Annotated in this window: 16 protein-coding genes and 1 pseudogene; 12 read left to right on the top strand and 5 right to left on the bottom strand. The window is 72.2% G+C overall.

Features of this window, described 5'->3' with window-relative positions; genetic code table 11:
* On the top strand, positions 1–2010 hold the full coding sequence (locus SCMU_RS01450; RefSeq protein ID WP_229231198.1) for an ABC1 kinase family protein: 2010 nt from the start codon (positions 1–3) through the stop codon (positions 2008–2010).
* A complete protein-coding gene (locus tag SCMU_RS01445) occupies positions 2003–3487 on the top strand; it encodes an amidase (RefSeq protein ID WP_229231197.1) in 1485 nt (494 codons plus the stop codon). The genes SCMU_RS01450 and SCMU_RS01445 overlap by 8 nt, the downstream gene beginning before the upstream one ends.
* A 27-nt stretch (positions 3488–3514) precedes the next feature.
* Here SCMU_RS01445 and SCMU_RS01440 read toward each other — a convergent pair whose 3' ends face one another.
* Positions 3515–4276, bottom strand: a complete 762-nt coding sequence (locus tag SCMU_RS01440; protein ID WP_229231196.1) for a DUF4190 domain-containing protein — start codon at positions 4274–4276, stop codon at positions 3515–3517.
* Positions 4277–4454: 178 nt separating this feature from the next.
* On the opposite strand from SCMU_RS01440, the gene SCMU_RS01435 reads away from it, so the two are divergent.
* The 6 genes from SCMU_RS01435 (at position 4455) to SCMU_RS01410 (ending at position 10713) form a co-directional block, all read left to right on the top strand.
* Positions 4455–5324, top strand: a complete 870-nt coding sequence (locus tag SCMU_RS01435) for a DNA/RNA non-specific endonuclease (RefSeq protein ID WP_229231195.1) — start codon at positions 4455–4457, stop codon at positions 5322–5324.
* Positions 5311–6516, top strand: coding sequence for a M4 family metallopeptidase (locus SCMU_RS01430; RefSeq protein WP_229231194.1), 1206 nt, complete (start codon positions 5311–5313; stop codon positions 6514–6516). The genes SCMU_RS01435 and SCMU_RS01430 overlap by 14 nt, the downstream gene beginning before the upstream one ends.
* A 46-nt stretch (positions 6517–6562) precedes the next feature.
* Positions 6563–6877: a protealysin inhibitor emfourin gene (locus SCMU_RS01425; protein WP_229231193.1), complete on the top strand. Its 315-nt coding sequence runs from the start codon at positions 6563–6565 to the stop codon at positions 6875–6877.
* A 66-nt stretch (positions 6878–6943) separates the two neighbouring features.
* Positions 6944–8596, top strand: a complete 1653-nt coding sequence (gene pgm / locus SCMU_RS01420; RefSeq protein WP_229231192.1) for a phosphoglucomutase (alpha-D-glucose-1,6-bisphosphate-dependent) — start codon at positions 6944–6946, stop codon at positions 8594–8596.
* A gap of 135 nt (positions 8597–8731) precedes the next feature.
* Positions 8732–9226: a MarR family winged helix-turn-helix transcriptional regulator gene (locus tag SCMU_RS01415; RefSeq protein ID WP_229231191.1), complete on the top strand. Its 495-nt coding sequence runs from the start codon at positions 8732–8734 to the stop codon at positions 9224–9226.
* Entirely contained in the window at positions 9223–10713 is a 1491-nt protein-coding gene (locus SCMU_RS01410; protein WP_229231190.1) for an MFS transporter, read from the top strand. Before SCMU_RS01415 ends, SCMU_RS01410 begins: the two co-directional genes overlap by 4 nt.
* Positions 10714–10903: 190 nt before the next feature.
* Here SCMU_RS01410 and SCMU_RS01405 read toward each other — a convergent pair whose 3' ends face one another.
* Positions 10904–11512: a malonic semialdehyde reductase gene (locus tag SCMU_RS01405; RefSeq protein WP_229231189.1), complete on the bottom strand. Its 609-nt coding sequence runs from the start codon at positions 11510–11512 to the stop codon at positions 10904–10906.
* Between the two features lie 238 nt (positions 11513–11750).
* Here SCMU_RS01405 and SCMU_RS01400 point away from each other — a divergent pair, with 238 nt between their 5' ends.
* Positions 11751–13055: a uracil-xanthine permease family protein gene (locus SCMU_RS01400; protein WP_229231188.1), complete on the top strand. Its 1305-nt coding sequence runs from the start codon at positions 11751–11753 to the stop codon at positions 13053–13055.
* 42 nt (positions 13056–13097) lie between these two features.
* The gene (idi, locus tag SCMU_RS01395) at positions 13098–13622 is read left to right on the top strand and encodes an isopentenyl-diphosphate Delta-isomerase (RefSeq protein WP_229231187.1); all 525 of its coding nucleotides are present in this window, start codon (positions 13098–13100) and stop codon (positions 13620–13622) included.
* A 178-nt stretch (positions 13623–13800) separates the two neighbouring features.
* Here idi and SCMU_RS20915 read toward each other — a convergent pair.
* Positions 13801–14915, bottom strand: a pseudogene (locus tag SCMU_RS20915) (glycerate kinase).
* A 52-nt stretch (positions 14916–14967) separates the two neighbouring features.
* On the opposite strand from SCMU_RS20915, the gene SCMU_RS01390 reads away from it, so the two are divergent.
* The gene (locus SCMU_RS01390) at positions 14968–15570 is read left to right on the top strand and encodes a TMEM175 family protein (protein ID WP_229231186.1); all 603 of its coding nucleotides are present in this window, start codon (positions 14968–14970) and stop codon (positions 15568–15570) included.
* Positions 15571–15607: 37 nt separating this feature from the next.
* Here SCMU_RS01390 and SCMU_RS01385 read toward each other — a convergent pair whose 3' ends face one another.
* Positions 15608–16360 (bottom strand): glycerophosphodiester phosphodiesterase family protein, encoded by a 753-nt coding sequence (locus SCMU_RS01385; RefSeq protein WP_443020367.1) that lies wholly within the window; start codon positions 16358–16360, stop codon positions 15608–15610.
* A 55-nt stretch (positions 16361–16415) separates the two neighbouring features.
* Between SCMU_RS01385 and SCMU_RS01380 the strand changes: the two genes are divergently transcribed.
* A complete protein-coding gene (locus SCMU_RS01380; RefSeq protein WP_229231184.1) occupies positions 16416–16898 on the top strand; it encodes an NUDIX domain-containing protein in 483 nt (160 codons plus the stop codon).
* 16 nt (positions 16899–16914) lie between these two features.
* Here SCMU_RS01380 and SCMU_RS01375 read toward each other — a convergent pair whose 3' ends face one another.
* Complete coding sequence (locus SCMU_RS01375; RefSeq protein WP_229231183.1) at positions 16915–17874, bottom strand: S1C family serine protease; 960 nt, start codon at positions 17872–17874, stop codon at positions 16915–16917.
* Between the last annotated feature and the right edge of the window lie 45 nt (positions 17875–17919).

The following is a 17919-nucleotide window of genomic DNA, read 5'->3' as shown; positions in this document are numbered from 1 at the left end:
ATGGCAGGCGACGTGCTCGCGAACCTCGGCATCGGCGTGTTCTCGGTGATCGTGATCGCGTTCCAGTCCTGGCTCGTGGCCGCGATCTCGCGCCGGGTGCTCGGCGTCCCGGTGGGATGGCCGCGCTCGATCGTGGTGGGCATCGTCATGACCTCGAGCCTCGCGTGGGCCGTCCAGTACCTGTTCAAGGCCGCGAACCTCGGCAACGAGAAGGGCCTCAACACCGACCCCGGGGTGGCGCTCGCGTTCGGGGTCATCGCCGCGTTCTGGATCTTCGCGTTCGGCGTGGCCGTCCTCGTGGGCCTCGAGATCGTGGTGCCCACCGGGAGCCTGCCCACGGCCCGCTCGCTCTTCACGGGCTGGGCTGCCCGGCGACGCCGCGGCCGCCGGTACACCGAGGTGGTCGGCATCGCGGCGCGCCATGGCCTCGCGTCCCAGTTCCGCGGATTCCGGCGGCGCGACTCGGCCGGCCAAGAGGCCCGGACCGCACGGTCGCTGCGGCTCGCACTCGAGGAGGGCGGGGTCGCATTCGTCAAGCTCGGACAGATGCTCTCGACCCGGGCGGACCTCCTGCCCGAGCCGTACATCCGCGAACTCTCGCTCCTCCAGACGCAGGTGGCACCCGAGACGTGGGAGGACGTCTCCGGCGCGCTGGACGCCGGGCTCGGGCGGCCGGCGTCGTCCGTCTTCGCGAGCGTCGAGCGGGAGCCGCTCGCGTCCGCGTCCGTCGCCCAGGTGCACCGCGCCACGCTCACGGACGGGACCGCGGTGGTGGTCAAGGTGCAGCGTCCGTCGGCGCGGGCGCAGGTGGAGCGCGACGTCGAGATCATCGTCCGCCTGGCCCGCTGGCTCTCGCGGACCGCGCCGTGGGCGCGGCAGCTGGGCGCGGAGGACCTCGCGCGGGGCTTCGCGGACTCACTCGCGGAGGAGCTGGACTACCGCGTGGAGCTGGACAACATGCGATCGGTCGCGGCGGCGCTGGGCCGGAAGTCCGGGGTCCGCGTGCCCGTCGCGTACCCGGAGTTGTCCGGGCCCACGCTCCTGGTCATGGAGGCCATGCCCGGCCAGCCGCTCACCCGCGCCGGGGACATCCTCGCGGGCCTCGCGCCCGAGGAGCGGTCCGCGCTCGCCACCCGGCTCCTCACCGTCACGCTCGACCAGATGATCACCGTGGGCGTGTTCCACGCGGACCTGCACCCGGGCAACATCCTCGTGCTGCCCGACGGCGGCCTGGGCCTCCTCGACTTCGGCTCCGTGGGACGTCTGGACCCGCAGTCGAAGATGGCCCTCGGCCTGTTGCTGAACGCGATCGAGAACCAGGACAACGTGGGCGCCACGGATGCCCTGCTCGAACTCCTGGACCGGCCCGAGGAGCTCGACGAGCGTGCCGTGGAGCGCGAGGTGGGCCAGCTCATCACCCGGTATCGCGGCGGATTCTCCGGCGCGGGCAGCCAGGAGATGTTCCAGCAGCTGTTCGGGATGGTGATGCGGCACGGATTCGCTGTGCCGCGGCAGATCGCGGCCGCGTTCCGGGCCCTCGGCGCGCTCGAGGGGTCGATCGCGCTCATCGAGCCCGGCTTCGACGTGGTCGGAACCGCGCGCGAGCACGGCCGCCGGCTCATGCACGACCAGCTCGGCCCGGGCGCGCTCAAGGAGCAGCTCGAGGCGAAGGCCATCCAGGCGCTGCCGATGCTCGCCCGGCTGCCCCGCCGGATCGACCGGATCACGGACAGCCTCGAGCGGGGCCGGTTCCAGGTCAACGTGCGCTTCCTCGCCGAGCGCCGTGACCGCGCCTTCGTCACGGCGGTCGTGCAGCAGCTCATCGTCGCGGTCCTCGCGGGCGCCGCGACGATCGGTGCGATCATGCTCATCACGAGCGAGAACGGGCCCATCGTCCCACCGGGCGTGAGCCTGCACGCGATGATGGGCTATTTCCTGCTGTTCGCTGGGTTCGTGCTCTCCCTCCGCTCGGTGGCACTCGTCTTCGCCCAGCGCGGCGACGATGGATGAGCCCGGCCCGTCGGGCACCGAGCCCTGGGGCTCCGCCGTGGGGCTGCGCGACGCGCTCCGGGCCGGCGACGTGTCCGCGCGCGAGGCCGTCGGGTTCTACCTGGACCGGATCGAGTCCCGGAACGGGCTGCTCGGCGCGTTCCTCACCGTCACCTCGGAGCGCGCGCACGACGCCGCCGCTGCCGCCGACTCCCGGCACGCGCGCCTCTCCCGCTCGGGGCGGCCCGATGAGCTGGGGGCGCTGCACGGGATGCCCACGGCCTTCAAGGACCTCACGGACGTGGCCGGCGTGCCCACCACACACGGCTCCGCGGCGCTGGACGCCCGGCCCGCGCCCGTGGACTCGCCCATTGTGGGACTCCTGCGGGGCGCCGGCGTGGTCTCGCTCGGGAAGACCCAGGTGCCCGAGTTCGGGCTCACGGCCTACTCCGAGAACCGGATCGGGCCGCCGTCGCGGAACCCGTACGGGCCGGCGCTGAGCTCGGGCGGGTCCTCCGGCGGGTCGGCCGCGGCGGTCGCGGCGGGGCTCGTGCCGTTCGCGCCCGCCTCCGACGGCGGCGGATCCGTCCGCATCCCGGCCGCCGCGTGCGGGATCGTGGGCCTCAAGGTGGGGCGCGGGCTCATCCCCGAAGGCCAGAGCACGGGAGACGCGGCGCGGCTCGTCGTGGCCGGGCCGCTGGCCCGCAGCGCCGAGGACGCGGCCCTCCTGCTGGACGCGATGGTCGCCGGCGGGCTCCCCGCCGTCGGAGACCATGGGGACGGCGACCGCCGGCGTCCCGGCCACGAGCACAGGGCGAGGCACGCTGGGACCTACGCGGACGCCGTCGTGCGCGAACCGCGGCGGCTCCGGGTCGCGGTGAGCCTCGCGAGCCCGTGGGACGCGCGGTACGAGGTGCGGCCGGAGCCTGACGCACTCGAGGCGCTGCGGCGCGCAGCCGAGGCGCTCGCGGCGGCCGGGCACCTCGTCGTGGAGCACGACGTCCGGTTCGACAACCGCTACCCGGATGCGTTCACCACGGCGTGGACCGCCGGCGTGGGGACGGCGCGGGTCCGGCCCGAGCGGGAGCCCCTGCTGACCCCGCTCACGCGCTCCTTCCGCCGCCGCGCGCAGCAGCGCTCCCACGCGAAGCTCGAGGATGCACTCGCGTTCCTGCGCCAGTTCGAGCGGGACATGGCCGCGCAGCTGGCCGACTGGGACGTGCTGCTCTCCCCCGCGCTCGCTCAGACGCCGCGGCCGGTGGGCTGGTTCAGCGGACCCGAGTGGCGCGCAACCGCCGACGACGACTACCGCCGGCAGTGCGAGTTCGCACCGTGGTCATCGTGGGTCAACGTCGCGGGGCTGCCTGCCGTCGTCGCGACGACGCACTGGACTGCGACCGGGCTGCCCATGGGCGTCCAGGCCGTGGGGCATGCCGGGTCCGAGGCGACCCTGCTGTGCCTCGCGCGGCTGCTGCACGTGGCGGCGCCGGGCGGGTGAGTCCGGGCCGCGTGACCGCGGCCGCGCTCAGTAGGTGTAGCCCCGATTCGACGCGACCCCGAGCACTACGACGAAGAACACTATGAACGCGATGGTCAGCGCGATCCCCACGTATCCCATGATGAGGCCCGCGAGGGCCATCCCGCGGCCCGCGGGCTCGCGGGCGAGGCCCATGTGTCCCAGCACCACGGCAGCGATCTGCGGCAGGATGAAGAACCCGAAGCCCACGTAGACCGCGATGCCGCAGACCATCGACGCGATGCTGAGGCCCTTCGGCTCCGGCGGCCCGTACGCGTACTGGGAGTAGCCCTGGTTGTACTGGGCCGGCTGGCCGTAGGGAGCCTGGCCGTAGGGGGCCGGCGCCTGGCCGTAGGGCGTCTGGCCCGGGTAGCCCTGCTGGCCCTGCGGGTACTGCTGGCCCTGCGCTTGCGGGTACTGGGCGGGGGCGGCGGGGTACTGATGGGCTCCGGGGTAGCCAGTCGCGGGATAGCCCGGGGGCTCCTGCTGGCCCGAGCCCTGCTGGCCGGGCTGCTGCGCGGTCCCGGGGAGCGGCGGCGCGCTGGGCGGGAGTGGCTGCGTCGTGCCCGGCTGCAGCGGCCCGGGCGGGATGGGCTCGGTGGCGCTGTCGCGGTCCTTGTCGAGCGAGACGGGCGGGACGTACGACGGCGGGGTGTACGTCGGGCGCTCGGGGCGCCCCGCGTCGTGGTCGCCGGGCTCACCGGAGGCGGATGGCTCGGGGACACCGCCGTCCTGTTCGGAGGGCCTGGGCTCTTCCGGATCCTGCGACATGGCGTCTCTCCCCCTTGACCTGTGCCTGATGACGTGTGTGCCTGACCTTTGTGCCTGACATTCATGGCCCGACCTGCACGTTTCCTCCAGACTACCCTCGCGCCGCACGCCTTCAAGTGTCGGATGGGGGGTGCATGCTGGAGGCATCTCGCACGAACGCGCGGAAGGGGAACTCTCGATGTCCAGCACCCATGAGGAAGAAGCCCGCCGGCCTGCACCGGTCCCGGACGGGGCGGGATACGATCCGGCATTCCTCGGCACGCCCGAGCCGGTGCCGATGCCCACTGGCCCGGGGCTGCTCGAGCTCACCTACACGCACTTCACCATCCACCACGACCCCGTCCGGCGCATGCCCGCGGCAACTGCCGTGAACATCGACGGGCCCACGCTCGTGGAGATCGCCCGCGGCGGCGAGACGTGGAACCTCGATCCGCGCATCGGCAAGGACCAGCAGTGGGGTCCGGAGCTGTACTCGAACAACCGGTTCGACCGCGGGCACCTCGTGCGCAGGCAGGACCCGCTGTGGGGCGATCAGGACACGGCCGAGAAGGCGAACCTGGACACCTTCCACTACACGGTGTGCGCGCCGCAGGCGGATTACTTCAACCAGGGCCGAGAGCTGTGGCTCGGGCTCGAGGACTACATCCTCGAGCATGCGGGCGCGGACCAGCAGCGGCTGTCGGTGTTCTCGGGTCCCATCTTCGATGTTGGCGATCCCGAGTACCGCGGCGCGAAGGTCCCGCGCAAGTTCTTCAAGATCGGCGCGTGGAACACGGGGCCCGGCGAGACCGGCGCCGCACTCGCGTGCACCGGTTACATCCTCGACCAGTCGGACGGGCTCGACGCCGTGCTCCACGAGGGCGCCCGGGAGGCGCCGCCGCTCGGGCCCTTCAAGACCTTCCAGGTGCCCGTGGCGGACATCGGCCAGCTCACGGGGCTGGACCTCGGCCCCCTCACGGCCGCTGACCACTACTCGGTCCCGCGCGGCGCGCGGGGCATCGCGGAGCGCTGGCGGGAGATCGGGGACTTCGCCGATGTCCAGCTCTGACCCGGCCAGCTCTGACCCCGGTACGGTCCCAGATGCCGTCGGCGCCGCATCCGGGCAGCGGCGACACCGCGGCGTCGTGCCTCCTTACCTCCTCGAACGCCTCGCAACGTGCGACGAGCGGCGGGCCCGCGCTCTACGCGGCGAGGGCCCTCCGAACGGGTGGGCCCAGGACACGCGCGGGATCGAGGCCGTCGCCGAGCTCGCGCGCCGGACGCTCCTCGCAGACGAGCGCATGCGCGAACGACGCTCGTCGCACACCCGCGAGCCCGAGCACAGCATCCTCGCCGAGCCGGGCACGCTGCGCCGCGAGATCAGCGACGCCGAGCGGACCGAGTCGCTCCCCGGGAAGCTGGTCCGCAAGGAGGGTCAGGACCCGGTCGAGGACGCGGACGTCAATCGGGCCTACGACGGGCTCGGGGCCACGTACCGGTTCCTCGAGGAGGTCTTCAGGCAGTCGAGCATCGACGGCGCGGGGCTGGCACTCGAGGGGACCGTGCACTACGGCGTCGGATACGACAACGCGTTCTGGGACGGGTACCGGATGGTATTCGGCGACGGCGACGGGAAGGTCTTCGCCTCGTTCACGAGCTCACTGAGCATCATCGCCCACGAGCTCGGCCACGGCCTCATGCAGCACACCACCGACCTGAGGTACGAGGGCCAGTCGGGGGCGCTCAACGAGTCGTTCGCGGACGTCTTCGGCGTGCTCGTCGAGCAGTTCCACCGCGGGGACACGATTGAGTCGGCCAGCTGGATCGTGGGCGACGGGATCTTCCTGCCCGGCATCAAGGGCGCGGGGGTGCGGTCCATGAAGGCCCCGGGCACCGCCTACGACGACCCGGCCCTCGGCAAGGACCCCCAGCCGGACCACATGGACGGGTACGTGCGCACGCGCGAGGACAACGGTGGCGTCCACCTCAACTCCGGCATCCCCAATCGCGCCTTCTACCTCGCCGCGGAGGCGCTCGGCGGCCACGCGTGGGAGCGGGCCGGGAGGGTGTGGTTCGAGACGATCGCGCTGCGGAAGCTGCCGCTCGACGTCGACTTCCGCGGGTTCGCGCGGGAGACTGTGCGTGTGGCCCGCACCCTGTATGGGCGCGAGTCCGCCGAGGAGAACGCCGTGCGCGCCGGCTGGCGGGGCGTCGGGATCACGGTGCGGCTGACGGAGGCCGGGAAGACCAAGGAAGACTAGGGAGCTCGGGGCACAGGCCAGGCCCGTCATCAGGGGTGTTCATGGGATGAAGATCGAGGTCATCCGCTCGGGCGGTGTCGCGGGGATCCGCCGCACCGGCGCCGTCGAGTTCGCCATGCGCGGGCCCCAGGACCCGGCGGACGCGGAGTGGACCGCGCTCTACCGGCAGGCGCGCAGCGAGCGCGAGCTGCTCCCCGCCGCCGGCGAGGGGACGGACGACGGCGCCCGCTCGCCGTCGCGCGTCAGGGACGCCTTCCAGTGGACCCTCCGCTTCGGACGGGAGCGCATCGAGGTCCCCGACACCTACCTGTCCGGTGCGCTGCGGGAGCTCGCGGAACGGGTCCTGGCCGAGGGCGCCTAGTGACGCCATGCCGAAATCTTTACCCTGCCGACACCCTTTCGTTGCCTTCTCTGCAAAGCTAGGCACATGGCGAACCGTGCGGGCACCGTTGCCCTTCCCAGTGACCTCGTGGACATCACCGCGCTCCTCGACGCGTACTACGACGTGTCCCCGGATCTCGGCGACCCGGGGCAGAGGGTGGCCTTCGGGACGTCGGGCCACCGGGGATCGAGCCTCAAGGCCTCCTTCAACGAGAAGCACATCGCCGCGATCACGCAGGCGATCGTCGAGTACCGGGCCGGGCAGGGCATCCAGGGGCCCCTGTTCCTCGCCAAGGACACCCACGCCCTCTCAGAGCCGGCAACGAACACGGCCCTCGAGGTGCTCGCGGCGAACGGCGTCCAGGTCCTCGTCGACGCGCGCCACGGCTACACCCCGACCCCGTCCGCGAGCCACGCGATCCTCAAGTACAACGCCGGCCGCGCCGAGAATGACCCGGGCCGCGCGGACGGGATCGTCGTCACGCCGAGCCACAACCCGCCGTCGGACGGCGGCTTCAAGTACAACCCGCCGCACGGCGGCCCCGCGGACACGGACGCGACCGGCTGGATCGCCAACCGCGCCAACGAGCTGCTCGAGGGCGGACTCTCCGGGGTCAAGCGCGTGCCCCTCGCGGACGCCCTCGCGGCGGACACGACAGGGCAGTTCGACTTCCTCTCCTCCTACGTGGACGACCTCCCGCTCGTCGTGGACATCGAGGCGATCCGCAACGCGGGCGTTCGCATCGGCGCCGACCCAATGGGCGGCGCGTCTGTGGACTACTGGGGCGAGATCGGCGAGCGCCACCACCTCGACCTCACCGTGGTCAACCCGACCGTCGACCCCCAGTGGGCCTTCATGACCCTCGACTGGGACGAGAAGATCCGCATGGACTGCTCCTCCCCGTTCGCGATGGCATCGCTCATCCAGAAGGTTTCCCAGGGCGCGAACTACGACATCGCCACAGGCAACGACGCCGACGCCGACCGGCACGGCATCGTCACCCCCGACGGCGGGCTCATGAACCCCAACCACTACCTCTCGGTGGCGATCGACTACCTCTACCGGCACCGCACCGGCTGGCGCCCGGACACGGTGGTGGGCAAGACGCTCGTGAGCTCGTCCATGATCGACCGCGTCGCCGAGGGCCTCGGGAAGAAGCTCGTCGAGGTGCCCGTCGGGTTCAAGTGGTTCGTGCCTGGCCTGCTCAGCGGGCAGGGGGCGTTCGGCGGGGAGGAGTCCGCGGGCGCGAGCTTCGTCAAGCGAGACGGCAGCGTGTGGACCACCGACAAGGACGGCATCCTCCTGAACCTCCTCGCCTCCGAGATCCGCGCCGTCACCGGCAAGTCCCCGAGCGAGCTCTACGGCGAGCTGACCGCGAAGTACGGGGCGCCGTCGTACGCCCGCATCGACGCCGCCGCGAGCCGAGAGCAGAAGGCCAAGCTCGGCAAGCTCTCCCCCGAGGACGTCACCGCCACCGAACTCGCCGGTGAGCCCATTACCGCCAAGCTCACGGAGGCGCCCGGCAACGGCGCGAAGATCGGCGGGCTCAAGGTCACCACCGAGCACGCGTGGTTCGCGGCGCGGCCGTCCGGGACCGAGGACGTGTACAAGATCTACGCCGAATCGTTCAAGGGCGCGGAGCACCTCAAGCAGGTCCAGGCCGAGGCCAAGGCGCTCGTGGACTCGGTGATCGGCTGACGCCTGAGCGCCACCTTCTGGAGGTCATGTTCTGGGAGTCACGTCACGTGACCTCCAGAACATGACCTCCAGACGTTTGCGGTGGGTGACCACGGTCATATCCTTAGCAAGGGTAATGAGCTATGCTAAGTATCGATGACTCCCCCGAACCTGACCGACACCGAACCTGACGCCAACCCCGACTCCGCCGAGACCGACGCGAACGCGCCCACCGACATCCTCGAGCTCGCCTCCGAGCTCCGTGCGGCCATCATGCGCACGTCGCGGATCCTGCGCACCCAGGCCAGCGGGGAGGCCGTGAGCCCGAGCCAGATCACAGTCCTCGCCCTCCTGAACAAGCGCGGCCCGCTCACCATGCGGCAGCTCGCCGACATCGAGCACGTCCAGGCCCCCAGCATGACCCGCACCGTGAACCACCTGTGCGAGGGCGGCTACGTGGCCCGCGCCGAGCACCCCACGGACGGCCGCCAGGTCGTGGTCTCGCTCACCGATATCGGACGGCACGTCCTCGAGGAGTCCCGCAGGCTGCGCGCCGTCTGGCTCGCGGGGCGCCTCGAGGGCCTGCCGCCCGCGGACAGGGACACGCTGCACCGCGCCGCCGAGCTCCTGCTGGAGATGAGCGCCAAGTGAAGAGCCGCATGTTCCGCGCCCTCCAGCACCCCAACTACCGACTGTGGGCCGCCGGCGCCCTCGTCTCCAACGTGGGCACGTGGATGCAGCGCGTCGCGCAGGACTGGCTCGTCCTGACACAGCTCACGAACCACGACGGCGCCGCCGTCGGCATCACCACCGGCCTGCAGTTCCTGCCGATCCTCGTACTAGGCCCCTACGCGGGCGTGCTCGGCGACCGGCTCGACAAGCGCAAGCTCCTCCTCGGCACCCAGACCGCGATGGGCTTCCTCGCGCTCCTGCAGGGCGTCCTCGTCCTGACCGGGGCGGCGCAGCTGTGGGAGATCTACGCGATCGCCCTGGCCCTCGGCGTTGCGAGCGCGTTCGACGCCCCGCCGCGCCAGGCCTTCGTCTCGGAGCTCGTGGGCCGCGCAGACGTGCCCAACGCCGTCGCCCTCAACTCCGCCTCGTTCAACCTCGCCCGCATGGCGGGGCCGGGCGTGGCCGGCGTGCTCATCGGCCTGATCGGCACCGGCTGGGTGTTCATGCTCAACGCCGTGACGTTCGTGGGCGTCCTGTTCTCGCTCACCCGCCTCAACGTGGGCCTGCTGCACCGCAGTCCCCCGCTGCCGCGCGGCAAGGGGCAGGTCCTCGCCGGCATCACGTACGTGCGCACGCAGCCGCGGATCCTGCTGATCCTCATCATGGCCGGCCTCGTGGGCACGTTCACCCTGAACTTCCAGGTCACCAACGCCCTCATGGCCGCCGACGTCTTCCACACCGGCGCCGACGCGTACGGCCTCCTCGGGTCCATCCAGGCCATCGGCACGCTCGGCGGTGCGCTCCTCGCCGCGCGGCGGAAGCAGCCCCGGCTGTCCTTGCTCGTCGGATCCGCCGTGGGCCTCGGCGTCGCGACGATGGTCTCCGCTGCCATGCCGAACTACGTGACGTACGCCGTGATGCTCGTGTTCGTGGGCGTGACCGCGCTGACGTTCCTCAACAGCGCCAACACGATCGTGCAGCTCACCACCGACGGGCAGTATCGCGGCCGCGTCCTCGCGCTGTACATGGCGGTGATCCAGGGCGGCACCCCGATCGGCGCGCCGCTGGTCGGGTGGCTCGCGAACGCGGTCGGGACGCGGTGGGCGCTGCTCGCCGGCGGCCTCGCCGCGCTCGCGGCGGGCGCCATCGGGATCTGGGCGCTGGCGCGCTGGGGCGATGGCACGCTCCGCGACCAGCTCCGCGCCGCCTGGGCCGCCCGGCGCGCCGAGCAGGTCGCCACGGGGACGCTCCCGGTGGTACCCCCCAACGAGGGGTCACGTCCCAGCCTTGAGGGGTCACCTGCCACTGCGCACGACGCCGGCCGCTCGCCTCTCGCGGGACGGTCCGGGTCCGCGGCGCGCAGCACCACCCGGACCGCTCGGACGCCGATGGCAACCGGACAGCATCCCATCGTGCCGCCGAGGCCGGACCAGCCGCGGCGGGGAGCGCCCGCACCCCGCCCCTGACCCCGGGTCGCAGGAAGCTGACCCCGCAACGGGCGGCCAGAGACCCCGCAACCCCAGGGACATGACCCCTCAACGCTGAAAGGTGGCCACTCAATCAAGAAGGCCCGGCCACTCGACCGCTGGATGGTCGAGTGGCCAGACCTTCAATGCTGAGTGGCCACCTGTTGTGCGGTGTCGCACCCGCGTCGCGTCAGATGGTCTCGACGACGTCCTCGTACGCGAACTTGGTCTTGGCCGGGCCCCACGCGTCCTCGCCCGGCTGGCCGATGTTGACCACGAGGAAGCTCTTGCGTCCGCCCTCCGGGAAGAACTCGGAATCGATCGCGGCGAAGTCAGCTCCGGTCATCGGGCCCGCCGCGAGGCCGAGGGAACGCACCGCGAGGATGAAGTAGCCGGCCTGCAGATGCCCGTTGTCGCGGCCCGTGCCGTAGCGGAGGGCGTCGTCGGCGTCGAACATGCCCTTGAGGCGCTCCGCGCCGCCCGGGAGGAACGTGTCGAAGCGCTCATGCCACTCGGTGTCGAACGAGAGCACCGCGACGAGGGGCGCGGAGAGCGTCTTGTCCTGATTGCCGCGGCTCATGTGCTTCACGAGCCGCTCTCGCGCCTCAGGAGAGCGCACGTACGTGACGCGCAGCGGCTGATTGTTGAACGCCGTCGGGCCGAACTTCGCGAGCTCGTAGATCGCCTGCGCCTGCTCATCGGTGACCTCGCCCGTGAACGTGTTCGCGGTGCGGGCCTCGACGAAGAGCGCGTTGACGGCGGCGTCGTCGAGCGCGGCTTCCTGGTGGGCGATGCTCATGTGTCTCCTCCCGGCGGCCCGGCGGCCGCCCTCACAATGGTGACAACCCGGCGTCGCACGTCCCGCATCCCGTGACGCTCGGTGACATTGGGCACACCCCCGGGACCGCCGCACGACGCCGCCCGCCCCCTGCCGCGCGAGCCCCGCCGCGGCGTCGTTCGCCCCCATCGTTCCGCGCGGTGGCACCGAGTATGATGGCCCCCGGCATCCCCGCACCCCCACGCTCGAAAGGCGCCCGATGAGCCTGCTCGGAACCAGATGGACCCTCCACGGTGACGGCCGCTCCGTCCGCCCTGGGGAGGTCGTGGCGCCCCACGAGCGGCTCGCGTGGCCGATCACGATCGGGATCGGGCTCCAGCACGTCGTGGCGATGTTCGGCGCGACGTTCCTCGTGCCGATCCTCACGCACATGCCTCCGGCCACAACCCTGTTCTTCTCCGGCATCGGCACGCTCCTGTTCCTCGTGATCACGCGGGGGCGGGTGCCGAGCTACCTCGGGTCCTCGTTCGCGTTCATCGCCCCGATCCTCGCATCGCAGCAGCAGTTCGGAGTGGCGGGGGCGCTCGGCGGCGTGGTGGTGGCCGGCGTCGTGCTCGCCGCAGTGGGGGCGGTGGTTCAGGCGTTCGGCGCGCACTGGATCAACATCGTCATGCCGCCCGTGGTGACCGGCACGATCGTGGCGCTCATCGGGCTCAACCTCGCGCCCGCCGCGAAGCAGAACTTCGACGCCGCTCCCGTCACCGCGCTCGTCACGCTGCTCGCCATCATCCTCGTCTCGGTGCTCTTCCGCGGGATCGTGGGGCGGCTGAGCATCCTCGTCGGCGTGGTGGTCGGGTACCTCGTGGCCGTGTGGCGCGGTGAGGTGGACTTCTCCAAGATCGACGCGGCCGCGTGGATCGGGCTGCCGCACTTCCAGACGCCCTCGTTCCACCTCGGCGTGCTCGGGCTGTTCGTGCCGGTGGTGCTCGTGCTCGTCGCCGAGAACGTGGGGCACGTCAAGAGCGTCGCCGCGATGACCGGTGCGAACCTCGACGACATGGCTGGCCGCGCCCTCATGGCCGACGGCGCCGCGACCGTCCTCGCCGGGATCGGCGGCGGCTCCGGCACCACGACGTACGCGGAGAACATCGGCGTCATGGCCGCGACCCGCGTGTACTCGACGGCCGCGTACTGGGTGGCGGGCATCGCCGCGCTGCTGCTGAGCTTCTCGCCCAAGTTCGGCGAGCTCATCGCGACCGTGCCCGCGGGCGTCCTGGGCGGCGCCGCGACGATGCTGTACGGCATGATCGGCGTGCTCGGCGTGAAGATCTGGGTGCAGAACCGGGTCAACTTCTCCAACCCGGTGAACATCACCACGGCGGCCGTCGCGCTGATCGTGGGCATCGCGGACTACACGTGGAAGATCGCGGACCTCGCGTTCGCTGGCATCGCGCTCGGCTCCGCCGCCGCGCTCGTGATCTACCACGGCATGACCGCCCTCGCGCGCTGGCGCGGGACCGCCACCGACGACGCCGTGGAGGCCGCTCCGGCGGCCGCAGAATAGCGCCGCAGCGTGGCCGGCGCGCGGTGGCCGCAGAATAGGACCATGACCGAAGAACTCGTCCAGCTCGTGGACGACGACGGCACGCCCCTCGGCACCGCGCCCAAGGCAACCGTCCACACCGAGCACACGCCCCTGCACCTCGCCTTCTCGTGCCACGTGTTCGGGCCCGACGGGCGGGTGCTGGTGACGCGGCGCGCGCTGTCGAAACGGACATGGCCGGGCGTGTGGTCCAACGCGTTCTGCGGGCACCCCGCGCCGGGCGAGGCGTTCGACGACGCCATCCGCCGCCGCGCGCAGCAGGAGCTCGGGCTCTCGATCGCCTCGATCGAGCCGGTGCTGCCGGACTTCCGGTACCGGGCCGTCGACGCGTCCGGAATCGTCGAGTTCGAGGTCTGCCCGGTGTTCCGGGCGGTGGCCTCGGCGGACCCGGCGCCGAATCCGGACGAGGTGTCCGAGTGGGCCTGGTCCGACGTCGGGGACTTCCGCTCCGCGGTCGCCGCCGCGCCGTACGCGTTCAGCCCATGGCTGGTCATGCAGCTCGATGCGCTGGCGGCACAGGGGCGCTGACGCGTGCGCTGAGGGGGCATGTCCCTGCGGCAGCGACGGAATCACCAGAAGGTAGCCTGCAGCCGACGACGGCGGACCACTCGCTCCCGAGACGGCCCGGGGCGCGAGTTGGCGTACCCGAGACGGCTGTTGGCGCAGAGGGGCGCAGCTGTGCGCAGAGGGGCGGCGGGGTTTTCCGTCAGGCTCCGGAGAGGAGCTCCGCGACCGCTCGCCGGACGTACTGGGCGCCGTTGGCGATCGCGTCCGCGGCGCTCGGAGCGAGGTCGACGAGCGCCCCAGCGGCCTCGATGCCGTGCTCGGCGAGCTGCTCGGGGCCGCGAGGATCCGGCCGGCCACGGCCACCACGGGGATGCCGCGGTCGCGCGCCCGGTCCGCGAGCGCGATGGGTGCCTTGCCCGTGAGCGACTGGCCGTCAAGGGATCCCTCGCCCGTGATCACGAGATCCACGCCGTCCAGCTGGGCGTCGAGTCCCACGAGTTCGGCGACGAGGTCGAACCCGCTCTCGAGCGTCGCCCCCGTGAACGCGAGGAACGCCGCCGGGAAGCCTCCGGCCGCGCCGGCGCCGGGAACGTCGACGTCGCGGCCCGTCGCCTCGGCGAGGACCTTCGCCCAGGTGCGCAGGCCGGCGTCGAGCGCCTCCACCATGGCGGGGTCCGCGCCCTTCTGCGGCCCGAACACCCGCGCGGCGCCATCCGGCCCGACCAGGGGGTTGCGAACGTCCACGGCGATCCTCAGCCGCGCCGCCGCGAGCCGGGGATCGAGGGCGGAGGCGTCAACCGACACCACGTCGGCAAGGGCGGCCCCGCCCAGGGGGACGACGTTCCCCGCGGCGTCGAGGGGCCGGAGTCCGAGGGCACGGAGGGCGCCGGAGCCGCCGTCGCTCATCGCGGAGCCTCCCACACCGAGCACGATCTCGGTGGCCCCCGCGTCCAGCGCAGCGGCGATGAGCTGGCCCGCCCCGTAGGAGTGGGCACGGCCGGCGGTCTCGGCGTCGGGCTCCGACCCGAGCGCCGCGAGCCCGGACGCCTGCGCGGTCTCGATCACCGCGGTGCTCCCACGCAGCGCCCACGCGGCGCCGACCGGCCTGATGAGCGGCCCGGTCACGGCGCGGATGCGCTCTTCGAAGCCGGCGGCGACGGCCGCCTCGAGGGTGCCCTCGCCGCCGTCGGCGATCGGGATGCGCACCACCTCCGCGTCGGAGTAGACGGCGAGGGCGCCCTCGGCCATGGCGTCGGCGGCCTCGGCAGCGGTGAGGGAGCCTTTGAACTTGTCCGGGGCGATGAGAATGCGCATTCCCATATCCTGCCAGCACCGCCCGGACCATGTGGAGTGTTTCAATGTCCCCGTGGAGACCAACCGCGTCGAGGCATTCAGCGACGGCCTGCTCGCGATAGCGATCACCATCATGGTCCTCGAGCTCAAGACGCCCGAGACCCCGGACCTGCACGGCCTGGCCGCGGTCCTGCCGACCCTCCTGACGTACGTGCTGAGCTTCGTGTACATCGGGATCTACTGGACCAACCACCACCACCTCATGCACCTGACCCAACGCGTGGACGGGGCGGCGCTGTGGGCCAACCTCAACCTGCTGTTCTGGCTGTCCGTGGTGCCGTTCACCACGCGCTGGATGGACGAGAGCAACCTCGCCGAGCTGCCCGTGCTCGTGTACGGGATCAATCTGCTGGCCGCCGCAATATCGTATACGATCCTGCAGTCGCGGCTCATCAAGATCCAGGGCGCCGGGAGCCGTCTGGCCCGCGCCATTCGCAACGATGCCAAGGGCAAGTGGTCCATGGGCCTGTACGTGGTGGGCTGCGCCGGGGCGTTCCTCTCGGTGTGGATCAGTGTGGCCGCGTACGTGGCCGTCGCGGCGCTGTGGATCATCCCGGACAGGCGGATCGAGCGCGCCGTCGCCGCGGGGGGCAGCACCGGCGACGGCGACGCCTGAGGGCGGCGCGCCGGTCGCCGGCGGAGCGAACAGCGCCTCAGGCGCCCGGCGGCCACTCCCCGCGCGTCTCGAGCACGGAGCGCAGCACGTCCGCCCGGTCGGTCACGAGCCCGTCCACACCGAGGTCCAGCAGCCGCTCCATGTCCGCTGGCTCGTTGACCGTCCACACGTGCACCTGCAGCCCGAGCCGGTGCGCGCGGGCCACGAACTGGGGCGTGACCACCCGCACGGCCCGGTACCGCTCGGGCACCTGCAGCGCCTGCACGTCCCGCAGCGACCGTGCGAGCGCCGCGTGCGGCACAGCACCGAGGAGCCGGAACGCCGCCGCCGTCGCCACCCCCGCCGACGACGCGACCGGGCGCGACAGGCGCGCGAGCACCGCGCGGCGTCGTGCGTCGGAGAACGAGGTGACGAGCACGCGCTCGTGCAGCCGCATCCTCTCGATCACCTCGGCGAAAGGCACGACGGCGCCCGCCTCCTTCACGTCCACGTTGAAGAACGCGTCGGGCAGTTCCTCCGCCAGCTCCGAGAACAGGGGGATGCGCTCTGGTCCGCCCGCGGGGCCGCCGATCCGCGCGGCGGCGACCTCGGACCAGTCCAGTGCGGCGAGCAGGCCCGTCCGGTCCGTGACGCGGTCGAGGCGGTCATCATGGAAGGCGACCAGCGCCGCGTCCCGCGTGGCGCGGACATCCGTCTCGAGATGGGTGAAGCCGAGCGCGGTGGCGGCGCGGAACGCGGTGAGCGTGTTCTCGAGGCCGCCGAGGGAGAAGCCGCGGTGTGCGAACGCCATGGGCGCGGAGTGCAGGAACGCCACACGCCCACGGTACCGCGGGTAGGCTGGCTGCATGGAGCTGAGCGAGGTGAGCCGCGAGTACTTCCGCACGCTTCCGCGCCGCCGCGTGGCCGCAGGCCTCGTGATCCGCGACGAGGACGGGTGCGTCCTCGCCGTCAAGCCCAACTACAAGGAGGGCTGGCTGCTGCCCGGCGGCACCGTGGACCCGGGCGAGGCACCGCGCAAGGCCGCCCGCCGCGAGGGCCGCGAGGAGCTGGGGCTGGACATCGAGCCCGGGGCGCTGCTGCTGATCGCGCACTCGGCGTTCCCGGACCCGATCGGGGACGGGCTGAGCTTCCTGTACGACGGCGGCTCGCTGCCCGACGGTGCGCGCGTCACCCTCCAGGAGGAGGAACTCACGGAGTGGCGGTTCGTGGGGCCGGAGGAGTTCGAGGACTACTTCGGCGACCACGGCGCGCTGCACATCCAGGCGGCGCTGACCGGACTCGCGGAGGCCCGCACTCTCGAGCTCGAGGACGGCGTCGAGGTCCTGTAGCCCGAGGGGCGCCCACTCAGTCCACGAGTTCCGTGGGCTCGGCCACGACGTCCACCATCGCCTCCCCGCGCAGCACAGTGATCTCGGTGCGGCGTCCGATCGCGTCCGCGAACATATGCCGCTGGAGCGACTGCGCGTCCTTGAGCGGGGCACCGTTGATCGCGAGCAGGAGGTCCCCGGCCCGGATCCCGCCCGTCTCGGCCGGGCTGCCGCCCACCACCTCGGCGACCCGCAGCGCCCGGCGCGTCCCGGTGCGCGCGACCCACGCGGCGTCGAGCGGCGTGGGCACGCTGACGAGGCCGAGGTAGGCGCGGCGCACGCGGCCGTCCTCGCGCAGGGCGTCGAGGATGCGGCGGGTCGTGGCGTTGACGGGCACTGCGAGGCCGAGCCCGAACCCGGCCACCGCGGTGTTGATGCCCACCACGCGCCCGCGGGAGTCGGCGAGCGCGCCGCCGGAATTGCCGGGGTTGAGGGCGGCGTCGGTCTGGATGACGTCCTCGATGAGGCGCGACGCCGTCCTCCCCCGCGCCGGGAGGGACCGGCCCAGGGCGCTCACCACTCCAGCGGTCACGCTGCCTTCGAGCCCCAGTGGGCTGCCCACCGCGACCACGAGCGAGCCGACGAGCAGAGCGTCCGCGTCCCCGAACTCGGGCGGCTCGGGCACGTCGATCCCGCAGCGGAGCAGGGCGAGATCCGAGAGCGGGTCGCGCCCCACCACTGCGAACGGCCCGCCCGTGCCGTCCGCGAACGCGACCTCCCCGCGGTTGGCCCGGCCCACCACGTGCGCGTTCGTCACGAGGTGCCCGGCGCTCGTCAGCACGACGGCGCTCCCCGCCCCCCGCTCGGTCCGCACCGAGGCGACGCGCGGCGTCAGGTGCCTGGCCACCCCGCTGACGGTGCGGGAGTAGGCGTCCAGCGCCTGCTCGTCCGAAACCGGCCCGTCCGCGACGTGACCGGCGTCACGATTCTCAGTCATGCCCTTCCCAACGCCGTGCAGGCCGCGGCGATGCCGGATATCGCG

Origin of the sequence: Sinomonas cyclohexanicum (assembly GCF_020886775.1) — a bacterium.
Classification (GTDB): domain Bacteria; phylum Actinomycetota; class Actinomycetes; order Actinomycetales; family Micrococcaceae; genus Sinomonas; species Sinomonas cyclohexanicum.
This window is presented reverse-complemented; position numbering and strand designations above follow the sequence as displayed.